The following is a 2,164-nucleotide window of genomic DNA, read 5'->3' on the forward strand; positions in this document are numbered from 1 at the left end:
GGCGGGGCCGCCGCGTGGCGCGCCCTCACCACCGCGGTGAGTCCCACCGCCGCGGCGAGGACCAGGACGGCGACGACCACGACCAGCACGAGGGTGCCGCGCCGGGGCGGCCCGGCGACGGACCCGTCGACCCAGGCCGGCATCCGCGGTGGCGGGGGCTCGAGCTGCTGCGGCCGGTCGTCCTGCTCGAAGCGCTGCACGACGTCCCCCAGGGCTCCGTCACCGACGTGCTCACCGTGCGCGACCGAGCGTGGTGATGCAACCGCGATCGGGGTCCGGGCGGGAACTCCCGCCTGCTTAGCTGGATCCGTGGCCGCTCGTCAGGGGGATCCGGTCCACGTGCCGACGCGCGACGCACACACTCCCCTGCCAGGACGGCGGGGTGCTGGAGAAACCGACGCGCGACGCACACTCCACCCCCCCGGCGCGACACGGACGTGATTGGCACGCGCAGGTTTCCCCGGGACCGTGAGCCACTCCGCCCGGCGTCTGTGCGCGGCGCGCAGGTTGCCCCGGGGCCGGACGCCACCTCGGCGAGAGTGTGTTCGTCGCGCGCAGGTTCCCCGGGGGCCGGACCCCACCTCGGCGAGAGTGTGTGCGTCGCGCGCAGATGCCCCGGGGCCGGACGCCACCTCGGCGGGAGTGCGTGCGGCGCGCGCAGATGCGGAGCCCCGGCGAAGGTCCGTAGCGGCGGTTCCCGTCGCGACACCGCAGGCGCGCCGACGGAGGATGCGTCGATGCCGACCCCGGATTACGGCACCGTCGCGGTCACCGGCGCCACCGGCGCCCTGGGCAGCCGCGTCGCCCGCCGGCTGGCCGAGCGCGGCGTGCCACAGCTGCTGATCGCCCGCGACCCCGCCGGCTCCCCGACCTGCCCGGCGCCGACCACCGCGGCCCGGCCGCCTACGCGGACCGCGCCGACGTGCGCGCCGCGGTCGACGGCGCCACCACGCTCGTGCTCGTCTCCGGCCGGCCGACCGGGAGGCGACTCGAGGAGCACGCCACCGTCGTGGAGGCCGCGGCCGAGGCCGGCGTCGAGCGGGTCCTGTACTTGTCGCTGCTCGGCGCGGCCCCCGACGCCACCTACCGCAACGCCCGCGACCACTGGCTCACCGAGCAGTACCTCGCGGCGACCGGCCTCCGCCACACCGTCGTCCGCGCCGGCATCTACGCCTCGACGCCCGCCTCGCTCGCCGACGACGAGCTCGTCGTGCGCGGCCCCGGCGGAACGGGCCGCGCGGCCTTCGTCGCGCACGAGGACATCGCCGCGGTGATCACGGCGCTGATCGTCGACGACACCGGCGAGCACGACGGCGCCGTCCTCGAGGTCACCGGCCCGGAGGCGCTGACCCTCGAGGAGGAGATCGGGCAGGTCGCCGAGGCCAGCGGGCGGCCGTACCGCTACGTGCCGGAGACGCTCGAGGAGGCCTTCGCCCGCCGCTACCGGATGGGCCTGTCCGGGGAGCAGATCGAGGCCTGGATCTCCTGGTACCTGGCGATCGCGCACGGCGGGCTCGCCACGGTCACCGACGTCGTGCCCCGCCTGACCGGCGCCCGGGCGACGCGCGTGGCCGACATCGACTGGTGGCCGCCACCGGGCCGGGCGAGCTGACCGCGGCCGATCACCGGTCGGCGACGCGGCGGAGCAGCGCCGCGGCGGCGGCGATCTCGTCGTCGGCGACCTCGTGGCCCCGGCCCGGCTGCACGCGCAGATCGACCTCCGCCCCACGCCCGCGCAGCACCTCGGCCAGGGCCTCGGTGGCCGCCCACGGCACCCAGGCGTCCGCGTCGGCGTTCGTGACGAGCACCGGGAGGCCGTCGAGCGGCGGCGGGCCGGGCGGCGCGGGCCACGGCGTGCCGAGCGGACCGAACGCGGCGCCGGTCCAGACCACCGCGCCCGCCCATCGGCGCCGTCCGCGCAGGAGCTGGTCGGCGACCAGGCACGCCCCCTGGGAGAACCCGGCGAGCACGACCGGGGTGCGCCGACCGGGCGCGAGGAGATCGACGAGCCCCTCGATGACGTCGGTGGCGCGCTCCCGCTCGGCCGCGGTGCGGTCCAGCGCGTCGTGGACGCGCCCGGCGTACCAGGTCCGCCTCGGCGCCGCGGGGGCGGCCCACGTGATCGGCACCCCGGACAGGTGCTCGGTGAGGCGGTCGAGCACGT

General features: G+C 77.4%; 3 protein-coding genes. 1 reads left to right on the plus strand and 2 read right to left on the minus strand.

Annotated elements, in window-relative coordinates; all coding sequences use genetic code 11:
• A partial coding sequence (locus AC0CYZ_RS24745; protein ID WP_472220278.1) for a hypothetical protein occupies nt 1-200 on the minus strand: 200 nt, incomplete at its 3' end.
• A gap of 671 nt (nt 201-871) precedes the next feature.
• On the opposite strand from AC0CYZ_RS24745, the gene AC0CYZ_RS24750 reads away from it, so the two are divergent.
• Nucleotides 872-1,612: an NAD(P)H-binding protein gene (locus tag AC0CYZ_RS24750; RefSeq protein WP_472220282.1), complete on the plus strand. Its 741-nt coding sequence runs from the start codon at nt 872-874 to the stop codon at nt 1,610-1,612.
• Nucleotides 1,613-1,622: 10 nt separating this feature from the next.
• Here AC0CYZ_RS24750 and AC0CYZ_RS24755 read toward each other — a convergent pair.
• Nucleotides 1,623-2,164, minus strand: a 542-nt coding sequence (locus tag AC0CYZ_RS24755; RefSeq protein WP_472220280.1) for an alpha/beta hydrolase, incomplete at its 5' end; no start/stop codon positions are given.

The sequence above is a fragment of the Actinomycetospora sp. genome, from assembly GCF_055612215.1.